This window comes from Mesorhizobium sp. B2-1-3A, from assembly GCF_006442655.1.
GTDB lineage: Bacteria > Pseudomonadota > Alphaproteobacteria > Rhizobiales > Rhizobiaceae > Mesorhizobium.
This window is the reverse complement of sequence record NZ_VFWK01000004.1, coordinates 82,810-108,307: the sequence shown is the minus strand read 5'-3', so window position 1 is coordinate 108,307 and position 25,498 is coordinate 82,810. Positions and strand designations below refer to the sequence as shown.

Here is a 25,498-nt window from a genome sequence, read left to right as displayed (position 1 = left end):
AATAGCTGCGGCATCTCAACAAAGGATTCGGGCCTTACCGCGACCAGCGACACTCGCAACCGCCAGCACCAGGCACATCAGGCCCAGCGTGATCGGCAGGCCGCCGGCGCCCAGAAAATCCATTGCGCTTCCTGCCAGCGGCGGCACGGCGATGCCGCCGACGCCCCACATCAGCGAGAAGGCGGCGTTGCCGGCGACCAGTGTCGAGCCGGTGAAGCGCTCGCCAAGCTCGATGATCGACATCGTGTAGATGCCGTAAGAAACCGCGCCCCAGACAAAGATCATCGGCCAGATCAGCGGCGTTTCGATGAGAAGCGGCAGCAGCACGCATCCGAGCAGGGTCAAGCAAACACATGCAAGCCGCACCAGACGCGCGGAAATCCGCTCCGCCAGCAGGCCGAGCGGCACCTGCATGGCGATGTTGCCGGCAATCATCATCGACAGCAGCGCCGACATGCGGACCTCCGCGATGCCGTGATGGGTGCCATAGACCGGCAGCAGGGCGAGCGCCCCCTGTTCGAAACCCGCGGCAACGATGACCGCGAACAAAAGCAGCCACGCCATCGGTACGAAGCCCAGGACCGAAACCTGGTGACCGGCCTCGTCCACCTTGGGCAGGCGCGGCAGTACCGAAGCCAGACAGATGCCGCATAGAACGAAGGCCGAAACACCTACGAGGAAGGGTGGCCAGCCTTCGGTGCCGACGGCAAGCAGACAAAGCGGGCCGGCCGCGAAGCCGGCCGATATGATCGTCGAATAGACGCCCATGATGCGCCCTCGCCGCGCCGGCGGCGCCAGTGCGATCACCCAGATTTCACTCAGCACATAGAGCGGATTGGTCACCGCGCCGATCAGGAAGCGCAGCGGAAACCACAGATAGACATTCTGCGTCCAGCCGATCAGCGCCAGCACGACAGCCGAAAGCGCCGCACAGGTAAGCGCCGTCCGCCCTGCCCCGAACCGCCGCGCCAGCCCCGGGATGAGCGGCGACGAGACGATGAAACCGATCGGCGTCATCGCCGCCGACAAGCCGATCATTGCCGGCGAGACGCCCTGGCGCTGCAGGATGAAGCTCAACAGCGGATAGGACAGCCCTTGCGCGATCGCGAACACCGACACGGTCGCGATCACGCCGGTGATCGCTGCCCATTGCATCCCGGCCTGGCTGTTGTCCGGACCGGCCGCCATCATGCCTGGCCGCTCCGGCGAACCGATGCGCGATAGAGCGCGAAGATCACCAGCAAGGCGTCGAGGCCGATGATCACCACGGGCAGGCCCAGCGGGCCGATGCCCTGCATCAGCAGGCCGGCGCCGGGCGGCCCGACGATACCGCCAACGCCCCACAGCAAGGCGAAGGCGGCGTTGCCGGTGACAAGCAGTGAGCCCTTGAACCGGCTGCCGAGCTCGACCAATGCCATCGTATAGACACCGTAGCCGACGGCGCCCATCACCAGCAGCACGCCCCATATCAGCGGCGTCAGGATCAGCAGCGGCAGCAGAATCGCGCAGGCGGCCGTTGCCATCGCGCAAGCCAGGATCATCGCGCGGCCACCGAACCGCTCCGCGAGCAGGCCAAGCGGGATCTGCAGCAGGATATTGCCAAGGGAAAGCGCCATCACCAGCGCGGCGAGCACGGCTTCCGGCAAGCCATAGCCGGCGCCGAAGACCGGGACCAGCGCATAGGTGCTTTGCTGGACCGCGGCCGAGACCAGCACGGCCAGCAGCAGCGCCGGCGCCAGCCGTGCAAAACCGATAAAGCTGCCGGCGGGCTGGCCGTCATCCTCGAAACCGGTGAGCTTCGAGGAGACAAGGCGCAGGATGATAGCGCAAAGCACGAAGCCGCCGACACCGACGCTGAAAGGCCCCCAGCCCGAAGTGCCGACCAGGGTCAAGGTGAACGGGCCGGCAGCATAGCCGGCGCCCATCAGCGTGTTGAACACACCCATCACACGACCGCGCCGTGAGGGCGGAGCCAGCGACAGTGCCCAGACCTCGCCGAGGATATAGAGCGGGTTGATGACGACGCCGATGATGAAGCGGATGACGTACCAGGCCACCCAGTTTTGCAGGTAACCTATGCCCAGGAAGCACAGCGCTCCAACCAGCGAGCAGCCGACCGCCAGGTTTCGCGCACCGACCAGCCGTACCGCCGCCGGCACGAACGACGCCGACAGGATCAGCCCGAGCGGCATCATTGCCGCCGACAGGCCGATCAGCCCGGGCGACATGCCTTGCTTCTGCATCAGGAGCGTGAACAGGGGCGAGCTCAGCCCTTGCGCGGCGCCGAACATGGCAAGCGCCGCGGTCACGCCGGCAAGCGCCGCCCACTGCGTCCCCGCTTCGCCTTCGCTCGAGCCGGTTGCGACCATTCCGTCATTCCATGTGAGGTGCCGGCTGACCTCCCGGCCGGCAAGCGTCACTAGCTACTGGTTCGATCAGGGGAAAGAAAGGGCCGGCACGGGAAATCCGCTTGCGCCAATCAACCCGAGCGATTGGCGGTCACCGATCGGTCCGGGTTGAAAGGCGCGACTTGGCGACGCTACGGAAAATACCGGGCAATCGCGCCTTTCTTGCCTTCGGCGTAAGGTTTCAGCCACTTGTCGTCGATGGAAATCCCGTCATCGGAGGAAGGCCCTTTGCCGATCGTCCTTCGCCAGGCGCGGAACTTGTAGTGGTCGAAGACGTCGAGCATGTGCACGGCATAGGCCGCGGCAAACGTTTTGTCGCCTTCCACGATCACCAGGTTCTCGTCGTTTTCGTAGGACGCCTTGTAACCGAGATTATGGCTGCCGGTGATGACGGTGGCGTTGTCCTCCATCGGATCGATGATGACGATCTTGTCGTGCACGATCGCATGACCGACGGTCAGTACCTCCGCCTGGAAGTCACGCGCGATCGTGGCGCCGGTAAGGTTCGCCGCTCGCACGATGGAGACATTCGGCGCTTCCCAGACCTTCTCCGGATAGACGAAGGGCGCCTTGCCGTCCTTGTTCGACTTGTGGGTGACCGGATCCTTGGTCGGAGCGACATAGTTGGGCATGGCGGTTTCATCGCTGATCGCGCCCTGCACGATCAAATTCGGATCAGCCCCCGCGGCCGCGACGGCCTGGTCGACAATCGAGTTTTCGCCAAGCCGCGAAGGATTGAACACCAAGAACAGCACCGCCCGCTTCGCCGCCTTGATACGTGCGAAGACATCCTCGAGGTCCACCGGGCGCACCGAGATATCCTTCTTGCTGCGCTTCGGGTCGTTCGGGGAGAACCAGACGGTCATGCCGTCCAGCGCCGAGGTCGCGCCGTTCAGCGGATTGGGCAAATGGTTATTCCCGCGGAATGGCACGCCTTGCATCTGCGCGACGTGCCCGGCAGCGGTTTCGCTGGCTGGCGGAGGAAACACATCCGCCTTCATGCGTTGCCAATAGTCGTTGAAGACCTCGGCCATCGCGGGATCGTCACGGACGAAGGCATTGTTAGACTGTCCGCAAATGCCCGTCGAGGTCCAGTTGGTGCTGCCGGTCATCACCGCCAGCGGCTTGCCCTGCCCATTACGGTAGACGGCGAATTTGTTGTGGCCGATATGGTTGTTGTTGAACAGGCGATCCGTCATCACCACGCCCGCATCGCGCAGGCGCTGCCTGTACCGAAAATTGCCGGCATCCCAAACCTCGGTCTTGTCGTCTTCGGCCGCGTCTGGAAGCTTGCCCTTGCCGGAATTGGAAAGGATGACCTCGACGACATCCTTCGCGGCGATGATAGCGTCGCACAATTCGTCATCACCAAGCTCATAGAGGGCAAGCCTGACCGTGCCGCCCTCGATCCTGGCCCGTTTCAGGAGACTGGTCAGCACATCGGGTACATCGCCATGCAGATAGGCGCGTATCTTGCTGGTCGGGTCCTGAAGGATCGCGGCGATCTTCTCGCGCTGCCCCACCTTGATGCCCGCCTCCTGCAATGCGTGTGACATCCATTGCGTCGACAGCACGCCATTGGTGAAGGCAACGCGTGCCTTGCCGAACATCTGGCCAAGGAAGATCGGCGGGCTGACGGCGCCCTGGCCGAGATAGCCAAGCGGCCGCGCCGGCCCCGTATAGGCGGGTTTGCCGTCGACGACCTGATCAGGGCGCACCGGCACCGGATCGAGGCCCGGCTTCATGTCGCCAACGGGACGCACCCGGTAGGCGATCATCTCGCCATCCGGCCTGACGTCGATGCTGTCGCGCCGTCGCCGTACGGTCAAATCGCGCCAAAATGTCTTCTGTACCGGCCAGACGCCGGTGTCCTGCGGAATCCATCTCGGATTGCGCTGCCCCTTGAACGGCACCCAGGACGCCAGGCAGCGCTCTTCGCCGGTGTCGGGATAGAGGCGCACGATCTCGAAACCGAGGCAACCCGGGATCATCCCATCAATATCCCAGGAAAGGAACGCGACTTCGTTGTTTGTCGCGGCACGCACTTTGACGACGTCAGGCATGGCTGCCCCCTCCAAAGACGTTAAGCGCCAAAGTATATCAGAAGTAAAAGACGGAAGTGTAACGCACCCCACGTCGGCCTCCGTCCCGCCTGCCGTCCGCTGGCATTTCCCGGCGAGCCGGTCTGGCCAAGGCGAATGTCGTAGCCGCACAACTGCCGTTCCGGCATGTCGCTTCCCTCGCCCTAGTGGTCGCCGCCTCCGCAATGGCCGGCGGGCCGCCGGTCCATTATGCCGCCCGCTATTCGCATCCTACGAGGACCATCATGACCGCCGCCCTAAACCCTGCAGAACCGGCCCTGGCACCCGACCGTGCCCGCCGTGGCGGCCGCGCCGGAAAGCGAGCCGGAGGCTCGGCCGCGTTCGAGCAGCCGCCGTTTCGGCAGCTGAAGATCCCGCTGCAGCCCACGAAGCTGGTTTCGGACGACGAACTGGAGTCAATCCACCTCGCCTCCTTGCGCGTGCTCAGGGAAATCGGCGTCGACGTCCTGCACGACGAGGCCCGGCGTATCATGAAGGCGCATGGCGCCGACGTGCGCGAAGGCTCGGAACGCGTTCGCTTCGACAGCGACATGATTCTCGAACTCGTCTCGCATTGTCCGTCCGAATTCACCATCCATGCCCGCAATCCCGCGCACAATGTCCGCTTCGGCGGCAATAATCTGATCATCTCGATGATGGCGTCGGCACCCAATTGCTCCGACATCGACCGTGGCCGCCGGCCCGGCAACCAGGCGGACTACCGCAATTTCCTGCGCCTTGCGCAGATGCACAACATCCTGAACTGCACCGGCGGCTATCCCGTCGAACCGACCGATATCCATCCGTCCGTCCGCCACCTCGAATGCGTTCGCGACCTCGCAATGCTGACCGACAAGGTGTTCCACATCTATTCGCTCGGCAAGGAACGCAATGTCGACGGCATTGAAATCACCCGCATCGCGCGCGGCATCAGCCACGAGCAGCTGCTCGAGGAGCCGTCCGTCTTCACCATCATCAACACCAATTCGCCGCTCAAGCTCGACGTGCCGATGATGGAAGGCATCATCCAGATGTCGAGCAAGGGCCAGGTCGTCATTGTCACGCCTTTCACCCTGTCGGGCGCGATGGCGCCGGTGACCATCGCCGGTGCGCTGGTGCAGCAGAATGCCGAGGCGCTGTCGGGCATTGCCTTTGCCCAGATGGTGAAGAAGGGCGCGCCTGTCGGCTATGGCGGCTTCACCTCCAATGTCGACATGAAGTCCGGTTCACCGGCCTTCGGCACGCCCGAATACATGAAGGCGCAGCTCGTCGGCGGCCAGCTTGCCCGCCGCTACAACATTCCCTATCGCACCTCCAACACCTGCGCCGCCAATACGGTCGACGCGCAGGCGGCCTATGAGAGCGTGTTCTCGCTGTGGGGCGCCATCCAGGGCGGCGGCAACCTGATGATGCACGCGGCCGGCTGGCTCGAGGGCGGCCTGCGCTGCTCCTACGAAAAGACCATTCTCGATATCGACCTCTTGCAGATGGTGGCCGAATTCCTGACTCCGCTCGATTTGTCGGAAGAAGCGCTGGGCTTCGACGCCATCCAGTCGGTTGGCCCAGGCGGCCATTTCTTCGGCACCCAGCACACGCAGGACCGCTACAAGACCGCCTTCTACTCGCCGATCCTTTCCGACTGGCGCAACTTCGAGACCTGGGCGGAAGCCGGCTCGCCGACGGCGCTGGAAAAAGCCAACAAGGTCTGGAAAGAGCGGCTGGCGTCCTATGACGAGCCCTACATGGACCCGGCCATCCGCGAGGAACTCAACGACTTCGTCCAGAAGCGCACGGCCGAAGGCGGCGCGCCCACCGATTTTTGATCGCGCTTGGCGTGCGTCGTCACGCGAGCGACCGAAACCCCTGACTCAATTTACGCAAAAACGGACCTATCTTCATGAAATCCCATGTAAAAGCGGTTGTCATCGGCGGCGGCGTCGTCGGCTGCTCGGTGCTCTATCACCTGGCCAAGGCCGGGTGGACCGACATCATGCTGATCGAGCGCTCGGAGCTCACCTCCGGCTCCTCCTGGCACGCGGCGGGCGGCTTCCACACGCTGAACGGCGACCCCAACGTCGCCAAGCTGCAGGCCTACACCGTGCAGCTCTACAAGGAGATCGAGGAAATCTCAGGCCAGTCCTGCTCGCTGCACCTGACCGGCGGCGTGATGATGGCCGATACGCCCGAGCGCATGGACTTCCTGCGGCTCGCCCACGCCAAGGGCCGCTATCTCGGCATGGACACCGAACTGATCACGCCTTCGGAAGCCAAGGCGATGTTCCCGCTGATGGACGAGACGAACTTCGTCGGCGCCATGTGGGATCCGGTTGAAGGCCATCTCGATCCTTCGGGCACGACGATCGCCTACTCCAAGGCGGCCAAGAAGCTCGGCGCCGAGATCGTGCTGCGGAACCGCGTCGTCGACCTGACGCAGCAGCCGGACGGCACCTGGAACGTCGTCACCGAACAGGGCACTGTCCATGCCGAGCATGTCGTCAACTGCGGCGGCCTGTGGGCGCGCGAGATCGGCCGCATGGTCGGCGTCGAGCTGCCGGTTCTGGCGATGGAGCACATGTACCTGCTCACCGAGCCGATGCCGGAGGTCGAGGAATTCAACAAGTCGACCGGCCGCGAGATGATCGGCGTACTCGACTTCAAGGGCGAGATCTACACCCGCCAGGAGCGCAACGGCATCCTGCTCGGCACCTATGAAAAGGCCTGCAAGCCGTGGTCGCCGGTCAACACGCCCTGGGATTTCGGCCATGAGTTGCTGCCGCCGGATCTGGACCGCATCGCGCCGTCGCTGGAAATCGGCTTCAAGCATTTCCCCGGCATCGAAAAGGCCGGCATCAAGCAGATCATCAACGGCCCCTTCACCTTCGCGCTCGACGGCAACCCGCTGGTCGGCCCGGTGCAGGGCCTGACCAATTTCTGGTGTGCCTGCGCCGTCATGGCCGGCTTCAGCCAGGGCGGCGGCGTCGGCCTCGCTCTGTCCAACTGGATGGTGCATGGCGATCCCGGCTTCGACGTCTGGGGCATGGATGTCGCCCGCTTCGGCGAATGGGCCGGCCTGCGCTACACCAACGCCAAGGTGCGCGAAAACTATTCGCGCCGTTTCTCCATCCGCTTCCCCAATGAAGAGCTGCCGGCAGCGCGTCCGGCGCAGACGACACCGCTCTACGACACAATGCTCGCCAACAACGCCGTCATGGGCGATAGCTGGGGCCTGGAGACCCCGCTGTGGTTCGCGCCGAAGGGCAAGGAGCCGAAGGACATCGTCTCCTTCCACCGCTCCAACGATTTCGGCCCGATCGGCGAGGAAGTGCGCGCCACGCGCGAACGCGTCGGCGTGACCGAGATCGCCAACTTCGCCAAATACGAAGTGTCGGGACCGGGAGCGGAAGAGTTCCTCAACCGGCTGATGACCAACCGCATGCCGAAGACCGGCCGCATCGTGCTCACCCCGATGATCAACGAATTCGGCAAGCTGATCGGCGACTTCACCATCGCTAAAGCCGGCGAAGACCGCTTCATGATCTGGGGCTCGTCGGCCGCGCAGAAATACCACATGCGCTGGTTCGAAAAACACCTGCCGAAGGATGGTTCGGTGCGCATCCATCGCTTCGACCAGACGCTGGTCGGCCTCTCGATTGCTGGGCCGAAGTCACGTGACCTCTTGCAGAAGCTGGTCGATGTCGACATCTCGACCAAAGCCTTCCGCTTCATGGATTTCCGCGAGATGGCGGTCGGCGGCGCGCCCTGCCTAGTCAACCGCATCACCTACACCGGCGATCTCGGCTACGAAATCTGGATGGCGCCGGCCTATCAGCGCCTGGTCTACAAGGCGATCAAGGATGCCGGTGAAGAATTCGGCCTGGTCGATTTCGGCATGCGCGCGCTGCTGTCGATGCGCCTGGAAAAGAACTTCCCGACCTGGTTCCGCGAGTTGCGGCCGATCTACGGCCCGTTCGAAGGTTCGATGGACCGCTTCATCAAGCTCGAGAAGAACGATTTCATCGGCCGCGAAGCCGCCGCCAAGGAACAGGCGGAAGGACCAAAACTGCGCCGTGTCTCCTTCATTGTCGATGCTGCCGATGCCGACGTGATGGGGGACGAACCGATCTGGGCCAAAGTGAGCAAGGATTTTGGCACGGTGGAAAAGCCGCATGGCTATGGCGCGCCGCGATTCGACGACAAGGGCAAGGAAGTGCGTGGCTCCAAGGCCGCCGAGGGCGCGTCCGCCGTGCGCGGCATCATCGACGGCGACTGGCGCGTGGTCGGCTGGGTGACCTCGGGCGGCTATGCCCATTATGTCCAGAAGTCGATGGCGCAGGGCTACGTTCCGGCAGCACTGGCCGAGGATGAAAGCGCCGGCCTGTTCGAGATCGAGATCCTCGGACACCGGCGTCCGGCCCGCATCAATGTCGAGGCGCCGTTCGATCCGAGCGGCGAGAAGATGCGGACCTGAGGTTCGACCATGGACAGCGCGGTGCCAAAGGGCAGCTTCGGCCGCCATCGCAAGATCATGCCGTTCGAGCCTGGCTCGATCGAGGAATTGCGCGAAAGCTCCCGCCAGAAGGCGGCTTCGCTCAACCAGCATGTGCTGGGCTATGGCGCGCAGGCTGAAGCGGAATGGGCGGCGGCGGGCATTGCCGCCCCCGATCTTCCGGCGATGCGCAAATACCGGCTGGAGCGCATCCGCGCCGAGCTGAAGCGGCGCGGCTATGCCGGCGCCCTGCTCTACGACCCCGTCAATATCCGCTATGCGACCGACAGCACCAACATGCAGCTATGGGTGGCGCACAACCCGACGCGGCATTGTTTCGTCGCCACCGAGGGCCCGGTGGTTCTGTTCGACTATTTCTCCTGCGAACATCTGTCCGACCATTCCGGCGTCGTCGACGAGGTGCGTCCGGCCGTATCGTGGATGTATCTCTATGGCGGCGAACTGACAGACCAAAAGGTCCGCCGCTGGGCCGCCGGCATCGCCGATCTGGTGAGGGAACATGGCGGCGGCAACAGCCGTATCGCGGTCGACCACCTCAATCCGGAAGGCGTCGAGGAGTTGGCGCGGCTAGGTGTCTCCATCGGCAACGGCGAAGCGGTGATGGAAAACGCCAGGCTGATCAAATCGCCTGATGAAATCCTCGCCATGCGCCGTGCCATCGTCGCCTGCGAGGCGGCAATGGGTGAGATGGAACAGGCATTGAAGCCTGGCATTTCCGAGAACGAACTCTGGGCCGAACTGCACCGCGCCAACATTGCGCGCGGCGGCGAATGGATCGAAACGCGTCTGCTGGCGTCGGGCCCGCGCACCAATCCCTGGTTCCAGGAATGCTCGTCGCGCGTGATCGAAGCGGGCGACCTCGTCGCCTTCGACACCGACCTGATCGGCCCCTACGGTTTCTGCGCCGACCTGTCGCGCACCTGGCTTTGCGGCGACGCAAAACCGACCAACGAGCAGCGCGACCTGTTCCGCATCGCCGCCGACCAGATCGAACACAACACGCAATCGATGCAGCCCGGCATTTCGTTCCGCGATCTTGTCGAGCGCTCGGTGGTGCCGCCTGGAGACTGCTTCCCGACGCGCTACGGCGTCCTCTACCACGGCGTCGGGTTGGCCGACGAATACCCCACGCTGCCGCATGCCAGCGACTGGACGCCGGACACGCCCGACGGCGTGCTCGAACCGGGCATGGTGTTGTGCGTGGAAAGTTATATCGGCCGGCTGGGCGGGCGCGAGGGCGTCAAGATCGAGGAGCAGATCCTGATCACCGAGACCGGCAACGAGCAGCTTTCAACCTACCCGTTGGATGCGAGGCTGCTCGGCTAACCCTGCAAGGGCTTCGCGCATTGCCTTGATTGTCTTTTCCGGCGTCGTCCGGGCGGTAATGAACGGCAGGCCCTTGCGCCGTGCCGTCCAGCCGACGATCACGACCTTGCGCGCCTCCGGCTCGAAACGTTGCGCCAGCGCCCAGCTCTCGCAGTCAATCGCGGCTATGTCAGCCTTGCCCTCGGCAACGGTGACGATCGAGCCGCGATGGCCACCGCTTTCGCTGCGCGAGGAAAAGATATCGAGGCTTTCGCCGGCCGCCTGCAGGTCGCGCGTCAGCCCAATAATGCCCGACATCGAATCGAGGCTGTTGAAGGTGAAGCGCTTGCCACGGATCAGGTCGAGCGGCAGCGAGGCCTTGCCGTCCGCGGGCGAGCGGACTTCCGGCCCCTCGCCGGTCCGCATCACCAGCGCGCTCGAATAGAGCTCGCCCTGCCCGCCTTCATAAGCGTCATAGTTTGGCTGGCCAACCACCTGCACATGGTTCGACAGGCCGAGTTCCATCGGTCCCCAGCAGGTCTGCGCGAACAGCAGCGCCGGGTGCAGCCAGAGCTTGTGAAAATCGAGTTCATCCGGCGGCAATGTCACCGGATCCGGAGCGATCAAGGCTCCCTGGGCATCGCGGATGCCGCCCGGCACGGGCGGCAGGTCGCCATTGCGGCGCACGATGGTTTGCGGCGCATCGATGCCCTTTTGACGGAAGGCGTCCCGCAACAGCGCCCATTGCGCGTCTACCTCGCCGCGCGCCTCGGGCCAGTCATACATTGGCAGGGCCGCAATCGATTCACTCATGCCGATATCAAATCATCATGTTTGGAGAAAGGATCGCAAAAACGCGGCGTCCAATCAGAATTGGCCGACACGTATCCCGGGATGCCCGGACTATTCCTTTGGCGGCTCGGCGGGCACCGGCGCGCTGCCGAGCCCATTGATGTTGCGGGCCCGGATGCGTGGCTTGAACGCCCGGCCGTGCTCAGGCGCACGACGCAGCACGGGGTGCACGATCGGCTCCTTTGCCTTGAAGGCATAGGCTTTGATCAGCGCGAAATAGTTCGGATAGGCATAGCCATTGTTCATCCGCAGCCACTCGTCGCGGCGCTCGCGAAACAGCTTGGGCAGCTTGTACCAGGCGACTGTCGGGGTCTTGTGGTGAACGAAGTGCAGATTGTTGTTCAGGAACAGGAACGACAGCGGCGAGCGCTCGATGATCACCGTGCGGCCCTCCGGATGCTCGGACCATTGATGCTCGGCAAAGGTGCGGATCGCGATCAGCGACTGACCGAGCCAGACCGGTGCCAGAATGTAGAGCCAAAGCGGAATGCCGAAGCCGAACTGCACGATAGGCGCCACGATGGCGAGGCCGATCGCATGCAACAGCCATGCTTTGCGGATCGCCTTGTCGCCGGCCATGATCTGTTTGGCGTCGTCGATGAAGAAGCCGATGCAGGACAGCCAGGGGCCGAGGAAGAACCGTCCGGCCATGGTGTTGTTGACCTTGAGCAGGAATTTCATCGTCGGCGGCAATTCGTCGTGCTGCCACAGCGCCTGATAGTAGCTTTCCGGATCGTCCAGTGGATCGGTCAGCCGCTCGTCGGCATGGTGGCGCAAGTGCAGCGTCTTGAAGCGCCGGAACGGCCAGACAAGACCGATCGGCAGGAAGACGAACGCTTCGTTGATCAACGCGTTGCGCGTCGGATGGCCATGCAGCACTTCGTGCATGATCGACGACTGCAGTGCCAGGACAAAGCCGAGGAGAAAGAGCGCCAAGATGGGGTAGGAAGGCCAGAGCAGGAAACCGATGGCAAGCCACGTTCCGTAACAGGAGAAAGCGAGAACCGTGGTTGGCCACTCGATGGCCGGTGCGTTGCGTCGCTTGATGCTCTTGCCTGTCATGCTATCGACCACTGCCCCTCAGTCGCCGGAACCCCCAATGGCTCCTGACAGCATAGTGTCAGGAGAAACGATTCCACTCAACGCGACAAAGTATACAAAATGTTGCGATTGCGCATTTTTGACCGCACATGTTACACATTGTAAACAACCTTAGGGATTCATTTACGCCTGAGACGGACCCCGGGCCGCTTCGGCGCAAATTTTTCCTCAAGATTCGGAGAACCGGACGATGGACAAACGCGACCTGTCAGCAATCTTCCGGGAGCGTCTGAGGCTGCTCCTGACACGATCGGATCTCAACCAGTCTGCCTTCGCTTCAGCGGTCGGCATCGACCGGTCGGCACTGTCGCAGCTGATGTCGGGCGCTTCGACGCGCCTGCCGAGGGCCGAAACGCTGCTCAACATCGCCGCTGAATTCAAGGTATCGCTCGACTGGCTGCTCGGCCTCAGTCAGGACGAAGGCGTCACCGGCGAAATCCGTGAAAGCCTGGAGATCGAGGAAGCGCCCGACGGTTTCGACCGCACCCTGCTCGCCAAATGGTTCGCCGAGGCTGCGGGCACCAAGATCCGTTACGTGCCGGCCGGCATCCCCGACCTGCTGCGGACCCGCGCGCTGGTCGACTATGAGGCCAACATCACCAACAGGAGCCGCCTGGCGCAGGCCAGCGAGACGCAATACCGCATCGAATACAACCGGCGCCCGGAAACCGACATGGAAGTCTGCATGCCGCGCCACACGCTGGAGATTTTCGCCCGCGGCCTCGGCGTCTGGGACCGTTTTCCGGAGGCCGATCGCCAGCAGCAGCTCGCCCATATGGCGACGCTGCTTGACGATCTCTACCCGACCTTCCGGCTGTTTCTCTATGACGGCCGCATGCGCTATTCGATCCCGCTCACCATCTTCGGGCCCTATCGCGCCGCCATCTATGTCGGTGACATGTACGTCGTGCTGAACGCCACCCAGCCGGTTCAGGCACTGACCCAGCACTTCGACAACCTGATCCGGGCCGCCGATGTCAACCCGCACGAGGCCGCCGCCTTCGCGCGCAATCTGGCCGGAATGACGTTCCCGTCAGGCTCTGCCTGATCGACGGCCATCGCGGTAATCGAGCAGCCCGTCACTTGCAAAATCATTGACTAGACATAAAGACTTCTTTATATCCTTATTCGAATTCGAAATATGAAAGCCAATCCGATGACGACGACCAATCCGATCGATGCCCTGCTGGCTGAAAAGGGCGTGCTGCTGGCCGATGGCGCCACGGGCACCAATTTGTTCGCCATGGGTCTGGAGGCCGGCGAGGCGCCGGAACTGCTCAACGAGACCGCGCCCGACACCATCACCAGCCTGCACCAGAATTTCGTCGATGCCGGCGCCGACATCATCCTGACCAACTCCTTCGGCGGCACCCGCCATCGGTTGAAGCTCCACCATGCGCAGGACCGCGTGCATGCGCTGAACAAGCGCGCCGCCGAGATTGCGCGGGCCGTTGCCGACAAGGCCGGCCGCAAGGTGATCGTTGCCGGCTCCGTCGGCCCGACCGGTGAATTGCTGGTGCCGCTCGGCGCCATGACCTATGACGAGGCGGTCGACGCCTTTGCCGAGCAGATCGAGGGTCTCAAGGAAGGCGGCGCCGAAGTGGCCTGGATCGAGACCATGTCGGCGCCCGACGAAATCCGCGCCGCGGCGCAAGCCGCCATCCGCGTCGGCCTGCCCTACACCTATACCGGCTCCTTCGACACAGCCGGCCGCACCATGATGGGCCTGTTGCCGAAAGATATCCATGGCGTGGCCGACGGGCTGTCGCAGGCCCCGCTCGGCGTTGGCGCCAATTGCGGTGTCGGTGCCTCCGATATCCTGGCCTCGCTGCTCGACATGACCGAGGCGAAGCCGCAGGCGACGGTGATCGTCAAGGGCAACTGCGGCATTCCCGAATTCCGCGGCACCGAGATCCATTATTCCGGCACGCCTGAATTGATGGCCGACTACGTCCGTCTCGCTGTCGATGCCGGCGCGAAAATCGTCGGCGGCTGCTGCGGCACCTCGTTCCAGCACCTTGCCGCCATGCGCAAGGCGCTCGACGCCCATACCAAAGCCAGCCGCCCGACGGTCGAAACGATCGTCGAGCGCATCGGTCCGATGCGCAACAAGGTAGCGACGGAAAACACCGCCGAGACCAGCGAAGCACGCCGCGAGCGCCGCCGCAGCCGGGCCTGAAGCAATATCTTTGGGTTAATCGCTATTGTCAGCGTAGCTTGACTGCGCCGACTTGAAATCGACCACGTTGTCGCCGCGCATCGTCATCAGAGCACCGGATGAACCCGGGTCGGTGATCTGTTCCAGCATCAAGCGAAAGCGGTCGTTGGTCAGCGCCGACATTGCGGTGTCACGCGCCTGCGCGACGTCGTCGCTGATGCGTCTGGTTTCGGCTGACGGGGCTGATGAAACCGGCGAAGCGTCTCGCACCGGCGGCGGCGAGTTGGCGATAGTCCTGGTCTGCAATTCCGGCTCCCTCAAGCCCCGTAAACAAGCCCGGTGTAACAAGAGGACATTGCGATCCGGTACCGGAAATACCGCGCAATTTAACGATCATGCCGCTTAGCGCTGCGCCAGGATCTGTTGAGATTCAGGTCAGGCCGAGCCGAGAATGGTGGCTTCCGAGAACCGGAGCGGAGCGTACTTAAAAGTACGTGAGCACCGGAAGCGCAGGAAGCCGCCATTCGCAGGCCGGTCTCACCTGAATATCAATAGATCCGAAAAAAAGGCCGGCAAGGGAATGACCCCTCGCCGGCCTGCCTCACCCGCCCGTAGGCCGGTTTCCCGTATCAGAACGATCCCATCTGAAAGAAACCGGCCGTATCACCACTACCGGTTGCCGCCCAGCGCCGAGGCAAGGCGCACAAGCGAGAGGAACTCGGACCTGTACCCAAACGGGTCGGCTCCTCGAGCGGCGGTGGCGATCTCCATGATCTTGTCGTAACCGAACTTCGCGGTCGCATCCTCGTCGCGCAGCTTCTGGCCAAAAGCCGCGACCGCGACGGAGAAACGCTGGTCGGTGCTGGCCTGGTCGAAGGACGCCAGCTCGTTGGCCGACGTCACCGGCGTGGTGATCAGCTTCGAGACGTCCTCGTTGGGCAGCTTGTAGCGGATCTTGACGAAGGCATATTCATCCGCGTTGGCGACACCGCCATTGTTGACCGTGGCCTGGCCATAGCGCAGCGGGTCGATCTGCTCGCCGCCGCTGCCCTTCGGCGTGATCTCGTAGATAGCGGTGACCGAATGGCCCGAGCCGATATCGCCGGCATCGACGCGGTCGTTGTTGAAATCCTCGCGGTTCAGCGCCCGGGTCTCGTAGCCGATCAGGCGGTATTCCGAGACCTTGTTCGGGTTGAACTCGACCTGGATCTTCACGTCCTTGGCGATGGGGAAAAGCGTCGAGGAGGCATCCTCGACCAGCACCTTTTCCGCCTCGGCCAGGGTATCGATATAGGCGGCGGTGCCATTACCATTCTGGGCGATGGTCTGCATCATCTGGTCGTTCAGATTGTCGTGGCCAAAGCCGAACACCGACAGGAAGACACCGCTCTTGCGCTCCTGCTCGATCAGGCGCTTGAGATCATCATCGTCGCTCTGGCCGACATTGAAGTCGCCATCGGTGGCCAGCATCACCCGGTTGACGCCGTCCTTGACGAAGGATTGCTGGGCAAGCTTGTAGGCCTCCTTGATGCCGGCCTCGCCAGCGGTCGAGCCACCCGGCTGAAGATTATCGATGGCATTGAGGATCTTGTCCTTCTCGGCGGCCTTGGTCGGCATCAGCACGGTGCCGGCCTCGCCGGCATAGGTGACGATGGAGATCGTGTCGTCGGCCTTCAGCTTGCTGACCAGCAGCCGGAATGCCGACTTGAGCAGCGGCAGCTTGTCGGGTTCGTCCATCGAACCCGACACATCAATCAGGAACACCAGATTGGCCTTCGGCTGCTCGGTCGGCTTGATGTCGAAGCCCTTGATGGCGACATGCATCAGCTTGGTGTGCCCGTTCCACGGCGTCGGCATGACGCTGACGGTCAAGTTGAACGGCGTCGACGCCGAGTCCGGCCCCTTCCAGTCATAGGGGAAGTAGTTGATCATTTCCTCGACACGCACCGTGTCGGCCTGCGGCACGGAGCCTTCCTTCAGCGAACGGCGCACGAAGGAATAGGAAGCGGTGTCGACATCGATCGAGAAGGTCGAGACCGGGTCTTCCAGTGCGGCATGCACCGGATTGGTCTTGAAATCCTGGACGCGATTGCGGTTCTCCTCCTGCGGCGCGATCTGATCGGCCGGTGCCATGGCCGGCTGCGGCGCCATCAGCTTGGACTCGGCCGCGGGCATGCGGGCGACCCGCGATGTGCTGGGAGCATTTACGGTGCCATCCAGGGCGAATTCACCGGTTGCCTTGGGCGGAGGAGCAAGGCTCATCTGCACTCGTTGACCACCAGCGGCATCCTGCCGGGGAGCGCCATTTGCCGTTGCCGATTCCTGCTGTGCCGCGCCGACCGCAACGGTCGATTCTGATTTCGGCGGCGAGGCAGGCACCACAAGCGCCTCGCTCGCATCGCGGCTTTCCACATCCGCGTCGGCCTTCTTGTCCTTCTCCAACCCGGCCGGAGCCGGCTTCGGCTCGGCCGGTTTCACGGTCGCCGGCTTGTCAGCCAGCGTCTCGGTGATCTTTTCGTCGCCGCCGAATTTGGGCGGCTGCTCCCTCAGCAGGTGGAAAGTGGCGTATCCGGCGATCGGCAGGGCGACGAGCCCGGCAAGGGCCGGCGTGGCGATGAGTTTCTTTTGCATGATCTCGCTCCAGAGCTTTTGTGCTCGCTCTGTGAGACGAAGACCGCCGACCGATCCTTGGGTGACGGCAGAAATATTTTCCTGATCATAGGCGCGCATGGCGGCCTCGAAGGCGCGCGCCTTCGCGCTCTCGCCCGGCGCCGGTGCTGCGATATCGCGCAGTCTCTTGAGTTCGTTGTCGTCGACCATGGTCACACTTCCCCGGCCGAGCGCATCAGCGTCTTCAGCCGTTTCTTCGCTTCATGGATGTGCCAGGAAACCGTCGTCTCCGAGATCGCCATCGCCTCGGCGGCGGCCGCGTGGCTCAGGCCCTCGCCATAGACAAGCAGCACCGCATCGCGCTGCTTGTCCGGAAGCTGCCGCACCGCTGCCCACAGCGCCTCGGCCGGATCCTCGCTCTCGGCCGGGGCCTCGCCCGAAATCAGCGCATGGACGCCATAAGCCTCGGTCTTGACCGTCTCGCGGGCGGTCTTGCGCATCATGTCGCGCGCCGCGTTCATCGTCATGGTGTAGAGCCATGTCGTGAAGGCGCCGCCACCGCGATAGTCGCGGATAGCCTTGCCGAGCCGGACGCAGACTTCCTGGGCGATGTCTTCGGCATCCGCCTTCTTGCCGCACCAGCGATAGGCGGCGCGATAGACGAAGTCGTAGTGACGCTCCAGCAATTTGCCGAAGGCCCCCCTGTCTCCGCCCTTCGCCCGCCCGATCAGTTCGGCGTCGGAGGCTTCGCTCTCATCCAGCATCATCGCCATCATTTGCCTGTTGGACGAAGGCTAATGGATGATCCTTGGGGTGATGCAAAGATTTTTTTCCGCCCAGCGCTTTAGCGCTCAATCACCCGCCGGGACGGCTTCACATCCGGCGCAAGAAAGAGTGACCCGCTGGCATCAAGCATGGTGCTGGCAATTCCATATGGACTCGGGTCTCTGGTTCCTTTGTCCAGCAAGTAGATGGCCACGGTCAGAACGTCGAACATGTCCGAACCGGAAACACCGTCCACCCCCAGCTGCTCGCAGCTGTTCTGGATTTTCACACGCATCGCCCTGACCAGTTTCGGCGGTGGATTGAGCGGCTGGCTGCTGCGGGAATTTGTTCAGAGCCGCAAGTGGATGACACAGGAGGAATTTCTCAACGGCCTGTCGATTTCCCAGGCGCTCCCGGGTGTGAACGTCAAGAACATGGCTGTCTGGATCGGCTACAGGCTGCTTGGCTGGCGTGGTGCCGTTATTGGCTTTGTCGGCATTATCGTCCCGCCCGCGATCGTCATAGTCCTGCTGGGAACGGTATTCTCTTCACTGTCGCGCTATGCGCTGACACATGTTGCGCTAACCGGAGCCGCGGCGGCGGCCGTTGGCCTGTCGCTCTCGATGGGCATCACGGCCGCGCGAGCGGTGCCTCGAAACGTTGTTCCCATGACGATCATGGCCGGCACATTCATTGCCGTCGCACTTCTGCACTGGCCGCTTTTCTGGGTCGTTCTCGCGGCTGGGACAGTGAGCGTCGCCTACACCTATGCCAGGGCAGGTTGATGAGCGAGACCCCACAGACATCGTTGTTGCTGAGCTTGCTGGCAGTCTTTGCTCCGCTCTCCCTCGTCACCATCGGCGGCGGGCAGAGCGCCATCGCCGATATCAACCGTCAGGTCGTCGACGTCCATCAGTGGCTGAGCCAGGCACAATTCGTCGACGCCTTCGCCATCTCGCGCATGGCCCCGGGGCCGGGATCGCTGCTGGTTACGCTGATCGGCTGGCAAGTCGCGGGTTTTTGGGGCGCCGTCGTTTCAACGCTGGCAATTTTCGGTCCAACCACCTTTCTGATCTACGCGGTCGCTCATCTGTGGTCCCGCAACGGCGGCGCACGCTGGAAGCGAGCGCTGGAGACAGGGCTCCGGCCAGTCGCCGCCGGAATGATCCTCGCGGCGACCTACGTGTTGCTGCAGGCGATAGATGGCGGCTGGGTCGCGCGCGCCATCGCATTGGCATCAACCGCCGCGCTTCTCCTGACCAAGGTCAATCCGCTGCTTTTGATCGGCGCAGGCGTGACTATTTTCATCGGACTTCATGCGATCGGCCTCGTTTAGGCGATCCGCCCGACGGCTCAGATCAGTGTTTCGGCAAACAGCGTGATCAGCCTTTGCCAATGCCGCTCGGCGCCGGCTTCGTTGTAGACGCTGTGATCCGGCACGCACCAGCCATGCGCCATACCGACATAGTTCTCGATCGTGTGGTCGACCTCCGCGTTCCGCAGTGCCTCCTCCAGCCGGGTCGACTGTTCCGGCGGGAAACTCCTGTCGACGCCGGCCATGCCGACATAGACGCGTGCCTTGATCGACGCGGCCTTGCGGTGCGGGCTGTCGGCGGCGTCGCTGGCGAGATTGCCGCCATGGAAACTGGCGGCGGCCTTGATCTTTTCGGGATAGGACGCGGCAGCGTTCAGCGCCCGCGCACCACCCATGCAATAGCCGACCGTGCCGATAGGCCCGGTGACGCCTTCGCCGGCGAGCGCATCGAGAAAGGCCGCGCTGTCGCTGATCGTCATCTCCTGTGTCGTGCCGGTGACCAGCGCCATCAGCGCCGCCTTGGTCTTTTCCTCGACGAAGGCTGTCTTGGCATCGAACGGCCCGTAAGGCGCGTTGCGGTGGAAGAGATCGGGCACCAGCACCGCATAGCCCTCACCCGCCAGTCGCTCGGCCATGCCGTCAAGCGCCGGTCGTGGACCGAACGCATCCTGGTAGACAATGACGCCGGCCCTGGCTGGAGAGTTCCCGGCCGAGCGGAACAGGCCCGCCTTCGCCACACCGTCACGGGTCTTGATCTGAAGGTCCTGCTTCGCCATTGCCTGCTCCGTTGATCAGATCAGCGATACATATCCGCGCAAACCGCCACGGCAAGGCGTTCCCTGAGCCCCTTGGTCAACATTTCGTGCAGGATCGCGTGACGCGTTGGCGGGTTCCCGAGGCCGCGTCGAGGAAGGCTTGTATCAGCCTTCCCCCTCGATGCGCATGGTCGTGGCGCCGACATGCAGCGCACGTCCGGCGCCGAACCCCATGATGGCGGCACCCAGTCCAAGCGCGACGAACAGGAAGGCGGATTCCGAGAAACTGCCGGTCCAGCCGCGGATCAGGCCGACCAACAGCGGTCCGGTTGCCGCAAGCACATAGCCCACGCCTTGCGCCATGCCCGAAAGATGCGCGGCGACATGCGAATCCGGCGAACGCAGAACGATTAGGGTCATGGCGGCAGCGATCAGGCCACCTTGCCCGATGCCTTGCAGGATTGCCCAGAAAAGCACGGTCGAAGTCGGCGCAAAGAGAATGCCGAGCAGCGCGACCACCGCTATGCCAACAAGCACCACGTTGATGCCGCGCTGGTCCTTGAGCCGTACCGCGATGGAAGGCACGGCAAGGCAGGTGATGACCTGCGCCATGACAGACACCGAAGCGATGGCGCCGGCGGTGGCCGCGTCGAAGCCGCGCTCGCGCAGGATCGGCGCCAGCCATCCGAAGATGCAATAGGCAAGCGCCGACTGCAGTCCCATGAACAGTGTCACCTGCCAGGCCAGGCGATCGCGCCACAGACCGACGACGCGAAAGCCGCGATGGCTGACCTGTCGCCGGCTGCCCAGCGCCTGCGGGATCCAGATCAGCAGCACGACCAATGTCGGCACCGCCCATGCGGCGAGCGCGCCCGACCATGAGCCCGTGACAAAGTGCTCGATCGGCAGGGTGAGGCCGGCGGCAGCGGCTGAACCGGCGCATAGGGCCATCGTGTAGAGCCCGGTCATGAGGGCGGCACTGCCGGCAAAATCGCGCTTGACCAGCCCCGGCAAAAGCACGTTGCCGATGGCGATGGCGCCGCCGGCAAGGAAGGTGGCGACAAACAGCAGCGGCACCGAGCCGAACCAGCGCAGCCCGGTTCCCAGCGCCAGCAGCGCAAGCGCGCCAAGCAAGGTGCGTTCAGCCCCGTAGCGCTGGGCAAGCCTGGGAGCAAAGGGGGCGAACAGACCGAGACACAAGACCGGCAGCGTGGTCAGCAGGCTGGCGCCGGTCGTCGAAAGACCGGTCGCCTGCATCACCTCGGGCAGCAGCACCGACAGGCTGGAAAATAGCGGCCGCAGGTTGAAGGCGATCAGCACAAGGCTTGCGCCAAGCACGATGCGCGCGGCACGGCTGCGCAGTTCGGGTGGCTGCGGCTTCGGCAAGCTATCGGCTTCTGCATCGATGAGATCCAGCCCCTCGACGGCCTTGGATTGCGCCATCGGAGCGGGCTGACGAAACGTCTGGTTCATTGGGAAAGCAGTCTTTCAAGTTGGGCAAGCACCGGCGCCATGAAAGCGCGGACGGCGGAAACCGCACGGTCGGGGTCACCCGCGGCTATGGCGTCGACGATCGCCGCATGCGCCTGCTGGTCCGGCTCGGGCAGTTCGCCGTCGATGGTGGCGTGGATGGTTTCGGTGATGGCCGCGGTGAAGAAGTCGTAGAGCTCCATCATCGCTCTGTTGCCGGACGCCGCGACGACCGACTTGTGGAAGGCGAGATCGCGCCGGATGAAGGCGTCGCTCCCGCCACTGGCGGCGGAGCCGCGCTCGGCAAGCAGCAGGCGCATCCGAACGAGATCGGCGGGTGTGCGGCGCAAGGCGGCAAGCCGCGCGGCCTCCAGGTCCAGCGCTGCCCGCGCCTCCCATTGGTCGCGCAAGCCGGTTCGCTTGACGCGGTCGAGCGCGGCCGATGAATCGACGGTCGAGCGCACATAGGTGCCAGAGCCCTGGCGCGTATCCAGCAATCCTTGCGAGACCAGCACCCTCACCGCCTCGCGCACCGTGCCGCGGCTAACCGAGAGAAGGTCGCTGAGAGCCGCCTCATTGGGAATGCGCTCGCCCACGCCCCAGCGGCCGCCGACGATTTCGGCGCGCAGGCTCCCGGTTGCGCTGTCGGTAAGATTCGTTCGGATGGCAGGTTGCATCGGCCTATTCATCAAGTCATCTGATGACTTGATGAATAGGCCTGCTTTTGCCTGCCGTCAAGGTTCACATCAGCAAGTCCAAGCGCCACGCAATGGCGACGATCAGCTCCCGGCCCGTGCAAAGCTCGCCATATGGAAGGCCTGAACCTCCGGCGGATAACGATAGGCGGTGCCATAGGGACAGGCATTGCGGTCGAGGCAGCCGCCGCTCCGGCACGGTTCGCCATTCCCGCCACGCACATGTGACAGGCAGGCCTGGTAGGCGAAGCCTTCCCTGGAATAGGCATCGACCGGACAGGATTTCAGGCAAGGTTTCTCGATACAGGTGTCGCAAAGGTGGACTGCATCAGCCCGCTCCGGAAGCGCGATCTCGTCCTCGAACAGCAACGCGCCGCGATAGGCATGCCAGAGCCCGTATTGCGGATGCATGAGAATACCGAGCGGCGACGGTTTTAGCCCCTCCGCACGCATCGCCCATTGCTGGAACGGCAGATAGGGCTTGTCCGAGGGCGAAACGGCGCGGGCGCCAAATTTTTCCGCGATCGCGCCGATTATTTCGCGTGACCATGTGTCGAGCGGATTGGCGATTGCCTGGGGTTGTTGCTCTCGCCAGCGCAGGAAATGCCGCCAGGGTGCGGCACCCGCCTGCCCCACCAGCAGAATGGACCTTGCCGGTGCACCCGAAGCGCCATGAGGGGCATCGCTATCGGAAAAAGCAAAGCCGCCACGCAGGACGAGGCCGTTGGCGTCAAGCGCGGCCGTGATCCCTTCGATCATGCCGCGCACGAAGTCATCCCTTCTTGTCCGGATCGGAGAAGGCACTCCGCCAGACTTCCTTGTGGATGATGTTGGCGACTTTAGCCCCGCCTGACTCGGGCTCCTTTCAGGTGAAGGCGTCGGGCATCGACCCCTTCTTCCTGGCGATGAAGTCCTTCAGGGCTTCGTCGATGCTCGGGTCGAGATGCGGCGCCTCGTAGCTCTCCAGCCAGCGGCGGGCTAGATCGTTGGCGCGTTGCGGCGCGGTCTTTTCGCCTTCGGCCAGCCACTGCTCATAGGAATTGTTGTCGGCGATGTTAGAGCGGTAGAAGGCGGTCTGGAAATTGGCCTGGGTATGGTCGCAGCCGAGATAATGGCTGCCCGGCCCGACCTGGCGGATGGCATCCATCGCCTGGCCGTTCTCCGAGAGATCAACGCCCTCGGCGAATTTCTGCTGCATGCCGAGCTGGTCGACGTCCATCATGAATTTTTCGTAGCAGGACGCCAGCCCGCCCTCGAGCCAGCCGGCCGAGTGAAGAACAAAGTTGGTGCCGGCAAGGATGGTCGAGTTCAGCGTGTTGGCGCTTTCATAGGCGGCCTGCGCATCCGGAACCTTGGACGCGCAGAGCGAACCGCCGGTGCGGAACGGCAGGCCGAGACGGCGGGCGAGTTGTGCCGCGCCGTAGGAGACCAGCGACGGTTCCGGCGTGCCGAAGGTCGGCGCGCCCGACTGCATCGAGATCGACGAGGCGAAGGTGCCGAACAGCACCGGCGCGCCCGGCCGGATCAGCTGGGTGAACGATGCGCCGGCCAGCACTTCGGCCAGGACCTGCGTCAGCGTGCCGGCGACCGTCACCGGGCTCATCGCGCCGGCAAGGATGAACGGCGTGACGATGCAGGCCTGGTTGTGCCGCGAATAGACCTTCAGCGCGCCGAGCATCGTCTCGTCGAACACCATCGGCGAGTTGGCGTTGATCAGACTGGTCAGCACCGTGTTGTTCTCGACGAAGTCGTCGCCGAAGACGAGCTTGGCCATGGCGACGGTGTCCTCGGCGCGCTCCGGCGCGGTCACCGAACCCATGAACGGCTTGTCCGAGTACTTTATGTGCGAATAGATCATGTCGAGGTGGCGCTTGTTGACCGGCACGTCGACCGGTTCGCACACAGTACCGCCGGAATGGTGGATCGACGGCGCCATATATGCGAGTTTTACGAAATTCCGGAAATCCTCGATCGTCGCATAGCGCCTGACACCATCGAGGTCGCGCACGAAGGGCGGGCCATAGACCGGTGCGAACACCGTGGCATTGCCGCCGATCTGCACCGAGCGTTCTGAATTGCGGGCATGCTGTGTATAGACGGACGGCGCGGTCTTCAGCAGCGAACGGCAAAGCCCCTTCGGGAAATGCACGCGCTCGCCCTTGACGTCGGCGCCGGCCTCTTTCCACAGCTGCAGCGCTTCGGCGTCGTCGCGGAAGATGATGCCGATTTCCTCGAGCACCGTGTCGGTGTTCTTCTCGATCAGCGCCAGCCCTTCCTCGTCGAGCACCTCATAGACGTTGATCTTGCGCTTGATATAGGTGAGCTGGGTGCCGGGCCCGCCGCCGGAGCGCGCCGCGCGCCTAGCCGCGGCTCCGCCGCTCGCGCCGCGCCCACGCCGCGCGTTTGACGCTTCCTGGTCGACTGCCGCGTGTTCGCTCATGATCGCTCTTCCCTGGCTGGGCCCTAATATGGGCCGGTCCGTAACCGTTGCGGCCGCATGGCGCGGCTTTCGCCGGATCGTAGCCATGCACCCTATTCGAAACGGCCCGTCCGCGCCAACGCCTGTCGCAAAATCGACAAGAAAACCAATAGATTTTCCAGTCGCTTTCCTTTTGCGGGAAGTCGCAAATCAGCTATGGATACCCGCCCGTTGCGGGTTAGGTATGAACGCCAATATTTTGTGCCTTGCGACACAGTCGCGATGCCGTGAGGAGCTGGATTAAAATGTCCGACGACGAGATCATCCTTTCTGAACTTTCCGACGACGAGTTGGTGCAGCAGATGCACGACGACCTCTATGACGGGTTGAAGGAAGAGATCGAGGAAGGCACGCGCATCCTGCTGGAGCGCGGCTGGGTGCCCTACAAGGTGCTGACCGAGGCGCTTGTCGAAGGCATGCGCATCGTCGGCGAGGATTTCCGCGACGGCATCCTTTTCGTTCCCGAAGTGCTGCTGTCCGCCAACGCGATGAAGGCCGGCATGTTCATCCTGCGCCCGCTGCTTGCCGCCACCGGCGCGCCGAAGCAGGGCAAGATGGTCATCGGCACCGTCAAGGGCGACATCCACGACATCGGCAAGAACCTGGTCGGCATGATGATGGAGGGCGCCGGCTTCGACGTCATCGATCTCGGCATCAACAACGCGGTCGAGAAATATCTCGATGCGATCGAGCAGCATCAGCCCGACATCATCGGCATGTCGGCGCTTTTGACCACGACCATGCCCTACATGAAGGTCGTCATCGACACGATGAAGGAAAAGGGCATCCGCGACGACTATGTCGTGCTGGTTGGCGGCGCCCCGCTCAACGAGGAATTCGGCAAGGCCGTCGGCGCCGACGCTTATTGCCGCGATGCCGCGGTGGCGGTCGAGACCGCCAAGGACTTCATGAAGCGCAAGCACAACGTGCGCGCTTCCGCCTGATCCAAGGCATCAGGATGGACAAACAGAAAAAGCCGCGCCTTGCAGCGCGGCTT

The 25,498-nt window shown here is 63.4% G+C and carries 21 protein-coding genes; 8 read left to right on the top strand and 13 right to left on the bottom strand.

Features of this window, described 5'->3' with window-relative positions; all coding sequences use genetic code 11:
• Positions 1-15: 15 nt before the first annotated feature.
• From FJ977_RS16195 to FJ977_RS16185, 3 genes are all read right to left on the bottom strand, one after another.
• Complete coding sequence (locus tag FJ977_RS16195) at positions 16-1,191, bottom strand: MFS transporter (protein WP_181179887.1); 1,176 nt, start codon at positions 1,189-1,191, stop codon at positions 16-18.
• Positions 1,188-2,369, bottom strand: coding sequence for an MFS transporter (locus tag FJ977_RS16190; protein WP_140773008.1), 1,182 nt, complete (start codon positions 2,367-2,369; stop codon positions 1,188-1,190). The genes FJ977_RS16195 and FJ977_RS16190 overlap by 4 nt, the downstream gene beginning before the upstream one ends.
• 170 nt (positions 2,370-2,539) lie before the next feature.
• Positions 2,540-4,471 carry a phospholipase D-like domain-containing protein gene (locus tag FJ977_RS16185; RefSeq protein WP_140773006.1) on the bottom strand — a complete coding sequence of 644 codons (1,932 nt, stop codon included), beginning with the start codon at positions 4,469-4,471 and terminating at the stop codon, positions 2,540-2,542.
• 263 nt (positions 4,472-4,734) lie between these two features.
• Between FJ977_RS16185 and FJ977_RS16180 the strand changes: the two genes are divergently transcribed.
• The 3 genes from FJ977_RS16180 to FJ977_RS16170 all read left to right on the top strand — a co-directional run bounded on the left by FJ977_RS16180 (position 4,735) and on the right by FJ977_RS16170 (position 10,322).
• Positions 4,735-6,312: a trimethylamine methyltransferase family protein gene (locus tag FJ977_RS16180; RefSeq protein WP_140773005.1), complete on the top strand. Its 1,578-nt coding sequence runs from the start codon at positions 4,735-4,737 to the stop codon at positions 6,310-6,312.
• A 74-nt stretch (positions 6,313-6,386) separates the two neighbouring features.
• Positions 6,387-8,957, top strand: a complete 2,571-nt coding sequence (locus tag FJ977_RS16175) for an FAD-dependent oxidoreductase (protein ID WP_140773003.1) — start codon at positions 6,387-6,389, stop codon at positions 8,955-8,957.
• Between the two features lie 9 nt (positions 8,958-8,966).
• Entirely contained in the window at positions 8,967-10,322 is a 1,356-nt protein-coding gene (locus FJ977_RS16170) for a Xaa-Pro peptidase family protein (protein ID WP_140773001.1), read from the top strand.
• On the opposite strand, the gene FJ977_RS16165 is transcribed toward FJ977_RS16170, so the two are convergent.
• A complete protein-coding gene (locus tag FJ977_RS16165) occupies positions 10,287-11,114 on the bottom strand; it encodes a PhnD/SsuA/transferrin family substrate-binding protein (RefSeq protein ID WP_140772999.1) in 828 nt (275 codons plus the stop codon). The genes FJ977_RS16170 and FJ977_RS16165 overlap by 36 nt on opposite strands.
• Before the next feature lie 90 nt (positions 11,115-11,204).
• Positions 11,205-12,215: a fatty acid desaturase gene (locus FJ977_RS16160; protein ID WP_140772998.1), complete on the bottom strand. Its 1,011-nt coding sequence runs from the start codon at positions 12,213-12,215 to the stop codon at positions 11,205-11,207.
• Between the two features lie 229 nt (positions 12,216-12,444).
• Here FJ977_RS16160 and FJ977_RS16155 point away from each other — a divergent pair, with 229 nt between their 5' ends.
• Positions 12,445-13,302 carry a helix-turn-helix transcriptional regulator gene (locus FJ977_RS16155; protein ID WP_140772996.1) on the top strand — a complete coding sequence of 286 codons (858 nt, stop codon included), beginning with the start codon at positions 12,445-12,447 and terminating at the stop codon, positions 13,300-13,302.
• 108 nt (positions 13,303-13,410) lie between these two features.
• Complete coding sequence (bmt, locus tag FJ977_RS16150; protein WP_181179976.1) at positions 13,411-14,433, top strand: betaine--homocysteine S-methyltransferase; 1,023 nt, start codon at positions 13,411-13,413, stop codon at positions 14,431-14,433.
• A gap of 15 nt (positions 14,434-14,448) precedes the next feature.
• Here bmt and FJ977_RS35810 read toward each other — a convergent pair whose 3' ends face one another.
• The 3 genes from FJ977_RS35810 to FJ977_RS16135 form a co-directional block, all read right to left on the bottom strand.
• Positions 14,449-14,718: a hypothetical protein gene (locus FJ977_RS35810; protein ID WP_181179885.1), complete on the bottom strand. Its 270-nt coding sequence runs from the start codon at positions 14,716-14,718 to the stop codon at positions 14,449-14,451.
• 363 nt (positions 14,719-15,081) lie between these two features.
• A complete protein-coding gene (locus FJ977_RS16140; RefSeq protein WP_140772993.1) occupies positions 15,082-17,232 on the bottom strand; it encodes a VWA domain-containing protein in 2,151 nt (716 codons plus the stop codon).
• A gap of 2 nt (positions 17,233-17,234) precedes the next feature.
• Complete coding sequence (locus tag FJ977_RS16135) at positions 17,235-17,795, bottom strand: RNA polymerase sigma factor (RefSeq protein WP_140772991.1); 561 nt, start codon at positions 17,793-17,795, stop codon at positions 17,235-17,237.
• Positions 17,796-18,017: 222 nt separating this feature from the next.
• On the opposite strand from FJ977_RS16135, the gene FJ977_RS16130 reads away from it, so the two are divergent.
• On the top strand, positions 18,018-18,572 hold the full coding sequence (locus FJ977_RS16130) for a chromate transporter (protein WP_202321836.1): 555 nt from the start codon (positions 18,018-18,020) through the stop codon (positions 18,570-18,572).
• Positions 18,572-19,123: a chromate transporter gene (locus FJ977_RS16125; protein ID WP_140772987.1), complete on the top strand. Its 552-nt coding sequence runs from the start codon at positions 18,572-18,574 to the stop codon at positions 19,121-19,123. The genes FJ977_RS16130 and FJ977_RS16125 overlap by 1 nt, the downstream gene beginning before the upstream one ends.
• 17 nt (positions 19,124-19,140) lie before the next feature.
• Here FJ977_RS16125 and FJ977_RS16120 read toward each other — a convergent pair whose 3' ends face one another.
• From FJ977_RS16120 to FJ977_RS16100, 5 genes are all read right to left on the bottom strand, one after another.
• The gene (locus FJ977_RS16120) at positions 19,141-19,878 is read right to left on the bottom strand and encodes a dienelactone hydrolase family protein (RefSeq protein ID WP_140772985.1); all 738 of its coding nucleotides are present in this window, start codon (positions 19,876-19,878) and stop codon (positions 19,141-19,143) included.
• Positions 19,879-20,022: 144 nt separating this feature from the next.
• Positions 20,023-21,300: an MFS transporter gene (locus FJ977_RS16115; protein ID WP_181179975.1), complete on the bottom strand. Its 1,278-nt coding sequence runs from the start codon at positions 21,298-21,300 to the stop codon at positions 20,023-20,025.
• Positions 21,301-21,326: 26 nt separating this feature from the next.
• Positions 21,327-22,004 carry a FadR/GntR family transcriptional regulator gene (locus FJ977_RS16110; protein ID WP_140772981.1) on the bottom strand — a complete coding sequence of 226 codons (678 nt, stop codon included), beginning with the start codon at positions 22,002-22,004 and terminating at the stop codon, positions 21,327-21,329.
• Positions 22,005-22,106: 102 nt separating this feature from the next.
• The gene (locus FJ977_RS16105; protein ID WP_181179884.1) at positions 22,107-22,790 is read right to left on the bottom strand and encodes a 4Fe-4S dicluster domain-containing protein; all 684 of its coding nucleotides are present in this window, start codon (positions 22,788-22,790) and stop codon (positions 22,107-22,109) included.
• Between the two features lie 97 nt (positions 22,791-22,887).
• On the bottom strand, positions 22,888-24,462 hold the full coding sequence (locus FJ977_RS16100) for a trimethylamine methyltransferase family protein (protein WP_140772979.1): 1,575 nt from the start codon (positions 24,460-24,462) through the stop codon (positions 22,888-22,890).
• Positions 24,463-24,746: 284 nt separating this feature from the next.
• Here FJ977_RS16100 and FJ977_RS16095 point away from each other — a divergent pair, with 284 nt between their 5' ends.
• Positions 24,747-25,445: a B12-binding domain-containing protein gene (locus tag FJ977_RS16095; RefSeq protein ID WP_027046950.1), complete on the top strand. Its 699-nt coding sequence runs from the start codon at positions 24,747-24,749 to the stop codon at positions 25,443-25,445.
• Positions 25,446-25,498 lie beyond the last annotated feature (53 nt).